The 4356-nt window shown below is 62.3% G+C and carries 4 protein-coding genes; 1 reads left to right on the top strand and 3 read right to left on the bottom strand.

Features of this window, described 5'->3' with window-relative positions:
- Positions 1 to 322 precede the first annotated feature (322 nt).
- Positions 323 to 1948, bottom strand: coding sequence for an FAD-dependent oxidoreductase (locus QZ307_RS10790; RefSeq protein WP_295999712.1), 1626 nt, complete (start codon positions 1946 to 1948; stop codon positions 323 to 325).
- 60 nt (positions 1949 to 2008) lie between these two features.
- Between QZ307_RS10790 and QZ307_RS10785 the strand changes: the two genes are divergently transcribed.
- Complete coding sequence (locus tag QZ307_RS10785; protein ID WP_295999711.1) at positions 2009 to 3616, top strand: LuxR family transcriptional regulator; 1608 nt, start codon at positions 2009 to 2011, stop codon at positions 3614 to 3616.
- A 51-nt stretch (positions 3617 to 3667) separates the two neighbouring features.
- On the opposite strand, the gene QZ307_RS10780 is transcribed toward QZ307_RS10785, so the two are convergent.
- Together QZ307_RS10780 and QZ307_RS10775 are read right to left on the bottom strand one after the other, a co-directional pair.
- The gene (locus QZ307_RS10780) at positions 3668 to 3961 is read right to left on the bottom strand and encodes a DUF2442 domain-containing protein (protein WP_295999710.1); all 294 of its coding nucleotides are present in this window, start codon (positions 3959 to 3961) and stop codon (positions 3668 to 3670) included.
- A 10-nt stretch (positions 3962 to 3971) separates the two neighbouring features.
- Positions 3972 to 4214, bottom strand: a complete 243-nt coding sequence (locus tag QZ307_RS10775; RefSeq protein ID WP_295999709.1) for a DUF4160 domain-containing protein — start codon at positions 4212 to 4214, stop codon at positions 3972 to 3974.
- Positions 4215 to 4356 lie beyond the last annotated feature (142 nt).

Here is a 4356-nt window from a genome sequence, read left to right as displayed (position 1 = left end):
GGGTGGGAAGTCCGTCGTACATAGGGCATGCTCCTTGCAAGCTGATAGGTGAAATAAAGTCCCCGCCATAGTACTACAAGTTTCCCCAAGCGAACCCTATGCAGAAGCGAGACGTTGGTTCGTGGGTGAGACAGTGCCCCGGAGGGGCGTCTCATCTTCAGGGAAAGGCTCTGCGCTTCGCGCCAGAAGTCTTTCGGAAGGTGAGACGCCCCTCCGGGGCACTGTCTCACCAACAGCAAGGCTCCCTGGGAGGGGAACCTTGAGAGGGAGGGTGTTGAAGGTTGCTCGGCACGTGGGAGGGAGACGTCCCGAGCAGCTGCTCTTACGCCAAGACGCTGGCGGCAATTTCCTCAGCGGCCAGGTAGCCGGAGGTGTGGGCCCAGCCCACCGTCTGGCCGAGGGCCCAGTAGTAGCCGTTGTGCATGGTGCCGACGGTTTCAGTGCCGACAGCGTAGAGCCCCTTCACTGTGGAGCCGGGCTCGGTACCGCGCACCTCCATCTTCGGCGTGACGCACAAGTCGCCGCAGGTGCCGAATGGCGTGGGCGCCAGGCGCACGGCGTAGTATGGGCCGTCGCCGTAGGCGACGAGGTACTCAGCTGACTTGAAGAGCACCGGATCCTCGCCGTTGGTGCACAGCGTGTTGTAGTTGTCGAACTCGGCGGCGAACACCTCGGGATCCCAACCGGCAGCCTCGGCGAGCTCGGCCGGCGTGTCGCCCTTGAAGAGCACGCCCAAACCGATCATCGACTCCAGGTAGGCGTCGTTCACCGATTCATCCTCGGTCTGCAGGGCGTCGATGGCCGCCTGGTCGGCGATGGCGAACAGCCACGGCTCGTTGTAGGCCGCGCCGTTGGTGCCGCCGTAAGTAGGCACCCAGCAGAACGCATCTTCGGAATGGAAGCGTCGGCCGAGCTGGTTCACATGCATGCGCGCCTTGCCGGCATCGCCCATGACGTTGCCGAGCGCCTGCACGCCGCCGGGGTAGGACACATGGTCGGCGTCGACGGGGTACAGCGTATCGACGCAGAGGATGCCGAGGTTCCACGGCTTCTGCGCGCCGGCGGCCCAGGCCATCTGGGCACCCTCGCCGTTGTTGAGCACCGGGTCTCGGCCGAGCAGCGGGTTCACCGAGTACTTCTCGATCATTTCGCGATTGGCGCCATAGCCGCCCGAGGCAATGACGACGGCCTTGCCCATGAAGTCCACCGCCTCGCCGGCGCGGTCGGCGCGCAGGCCCACGACGGTGCCCTCCTCATCGACGATGAGTTCGGTACCGGTGCAATTGGGGTAGAAGGCGCCGCCGGCTGCGATGACCTTGTCGACCATGTTGCCATAGGTTTCCTCGCGGTTGCCGTCGCCCTTGGCAGGTTGGGAGATGCGGTAGGCGAAGCCCGAGAGCCCATTGGTGGGCGGTGTCTCCTTCAGGCGGTAGCCGAAGCCCTGGCCGAGCATCCAGTCGACGACTTGGCCGCAGTTGCGCAGGTAGGTGCTCAGCACCTCGTGGTCGCAATGGTAGTGCACCGCCTCGAGCCATTCCTTGTAGAAAGCGGCGATGTCGGCCTCGTGGCCCTGGTCGAGCTGGAACTGGCTGTTAAGGGAAATGTAGCAGTTGCCAGAGGCCACGAGCCCCGTGCCGCCGATGACGTCGGTCTTCTCGACGATGAGCACGCGGGCGCCCTGCTCGGCCAAGCGCGTGGCGCAGGCAATGCCTCCCGGACCGCAGCCGAGCACGACGACGTCGCCTTCGAAAGACTCGGCCGCTTCTTCCATGGAGCCGAGCACCTGGATGGGGTAATCGGATTCGGTGGCGCCGGTGCCAGTCTCGGCGAGGTCGGCCTCTGCCTTGGACTGCGGCGCGCAACCGGCCATGAGGGCGGCCGAGGCGACGCCCATGCCCGCGGTGCCCAGCACGGCGCCCTTGAAGAAGTTCCTGCGAGAGAGATTCATGGTATTATCCCCTTTGCTAATCGAGCTCTCTTTAGAGCAGTTGAGAATCGCAAGGCGCGCATGCTGTATGGCCGACTTCCCAATCAACCCGCCGCACGCCTTGCTGGGGTGCAGTATGCCCAAATCCTTGCTGCCGAAAACCGTCCCGAAAGGCTGGTTTTGCGGGATTGCTGGCAAGAGAAGGGCCGTCCTAAAAGGGTGGGGTGGAAGATGTTTAAGAATCTGACCAGGGAAAATGCAGCCGCACTTTGGTTCTGCTGCCAAATAGCCACGTTAGGACTGCTCCGGCAGCTCGTTTCCTATTCCCCGGCGGCTGCGGCCATCGAGAGTTACCCTTTCGTGCTTCTATGGCTCGCACGCATTCTGTCAGTGGTGACGCTGGCGACCTTTGCCTTCCTGGTGGGTCGGCCTCGCGCGCGAGCCCTCGCTTTCGACCCCCGCGCTCTTGCAGGTGCGACGGTGGCGCTCGTCGCAGGAGCGGCCCTTGCCCTCTATGGCGCATCCTCCGAACTTGGCTATGCTTTGTCACAGGTGCTTATCGGCGTGTCCCATGCCTGGATTCTCGCTGCCTGGGCATGCTGGCTCGCCGGTCTTCCTGCTGATGGACGCACCTGGGCCATCGGCGTTTCGGGATTGCTGGCGGTGCTGCTTTTCTCCCTCGCGGGCTGGCTGCCGCTCGCGCTGCGCGGGCCGGCCTTTTTGCTTATGGTCGCGGGAAGCGCTCTCCCGGTGGTGCTGAAGTTTGGGGCCGCGAGGAGCCGCAATGAAGAGGGCGCACCTGTGGTGGTTCCGGCAGGATCGCTCTCTCCTGCGGCCTCGGTGAGGAGCGCCTTGGCTTCGCTTCCCACGGAGCTGATTGTCCTCATGGCCAGTTATGCCATGCTGTTTCGCCTGCTCACTATTTTGGAATTCCCCGTGCCTGAAGAGGCACTGCGATGCTGTACCAGCGCCCTGCGCATCGGGGGCATGGCGCTGCTTGTGCTGTACCTGGCGCGCCAGCGATTTAACCCGAATATGCGGCAAGTGCTTGTTCCCCTGATGGCCCTCACCGTGATGGGGCTCGTGCTCCTGCCGGTGCCCAGCGGCGGCTTTGCCGTGGTTTCGGTGGCGATGGTCGAGGCAAGTTGGACGTTCTTCTACGTGCTCATCTGGCTTGTGTTGTTCGAAGTGGGCAGGGAGAGCAAGGGCGGAGAACTTCTCGTGTTCCTGTGCGGCTGGACGATCATGAACGCCATTTTGGTGGCCGCCGCTCCGGTTGCCTCGCTCTTGGAGACGCAGATAAGCGAAGGGGCGCTGTCGCTGACGGCTCTCGCATTGGTGCTGGTTTACATGTTCTCGGTAGCTCTGTTGCTTATGCGGCGCTCGAAGCGGCTGGTGGTAGAGGTTCGGCCCACAGAGCCTTCTGCGGACTGGCAGGAAGGACAGGCGACGTTCTATCGCGAGGTGGCCGACCGCCACGGCCTGACGCCACGCGAGACGGAAGTGTTCGAGCTGCTTGTGCAGGGCTACAGCCTCCCTGCCATTGAGGAGCAGTTCGTGCTATCCCACAGTACGGTGAAGGGCCATGCCCGCAACATCTATCGCAAGTTCAACGTGGCTAGCAAGCAGGAGCTCATTGCCTCCGTCGATGAGCTTCGTCGCAACGAAGCGAGCCCGATACGCCGGTGAGGCGACACCTGCCTCGTCTTGCGCCCTTTCCAACTGAATGGATTTGGTCGGCTAGGATAGAATGCGGCTGTCTTCGTAGAGCTTCTCCGGAGCAATATCGATATCGTTCCCCCAGTCGACCGTGCCGTGGAGGGCCTGGGCGCGCATGAACGCTTCCAGCGACTGAAGGCTCGAGTAGCAGGGGTGCTCGAGCAACGGGGCAAAATCGAAGAGGCGCTTCGAGCCATCGGCAAACATGAGAGTCAGGGTGTAGTCTTCGTTTGGCTCTACTGCACGCACCGACCAGGGGATAAACCCCGCTTTGCAGACGTAGTCACCAAGGCGTTCGTCGAAGATCATCTCCATGTCCGGGCCCCTAACGCAGCGGCTCGATCTTGTACAGAGGCTGGCCCGAGTTGGCGAGATCCCAGTTTGCAAGCAGCTCGTCGCGGTGCAACTCCACCCATGCGGCAATTAAGCGCATTTGCTTTCGCGGCATTTCGCCGACGAGAAGCTCTCCGTCAAGGCTAAACTGCGCCTCGTATCCTTGGTAGATTGCATGAAAATGAGGTGGGTTGTGATCATCCGCATACATGTAAATGATGATTCCGAAGAACATGCTTAGGCTTGGCATGATGACCTCCTTAATGCTTCGCTCCATTATATCAGCCCGGTGAGACGGCCGTGGTCTTGGGGAGGCTTACTGGAGGTCGGCGGGGGAGGGGATTTCTAGGGCTCGGTAGAGGCGGTCGGGGACGAGG

Source organism: uncultured Adlercreutzia sp. (assembly GCA_910585575.1).
Lineage (GTDB): Bacteria > Actinomycetota > Coriobacteriia > Coriobacteriales > Eggerthellaceae > Adlercreutzia.
The sequence above is the reverse complement of the archived record's forward strand: the minus strand, read 5'-3'. Positions and strand labels throughout refer to the sequence as shown.

What these genes read in the sequence shown, in the direction of transcription:
- QZ307_RS10790 (WP_295999712.1), bottom strand. Translation starts at nt 1,948, where the DNA reads ATGAATCTCTCTCGCAGGAACTTCTTCAAGGGCGCCGTGCTGGGCACC.
- QZ307_RS10785 (WP_295999711.1), top strand. Translation starts at nt 2,009, where the DNA reads ATGCTGTATGGCCGACTTCCCAATCAACCCGCCGCACGCCTTGCTGGG.
- QZ307_RS10780 (WP_295999710.1), bottom strand. Translation starts at nt 3,961, where the DNA reads ATGGAGATGATCTTCGACGAACGCCTTGGTGACTACGTCTGCAAAGCG.
- QZ307_RS10775 (WP_295999709.1), bottom strand. Translation starts at nt 4,214, where the DNA reads ATGTTCTTCGGAATCATCATTTACATGTATGCGGATGATCACAACCCA.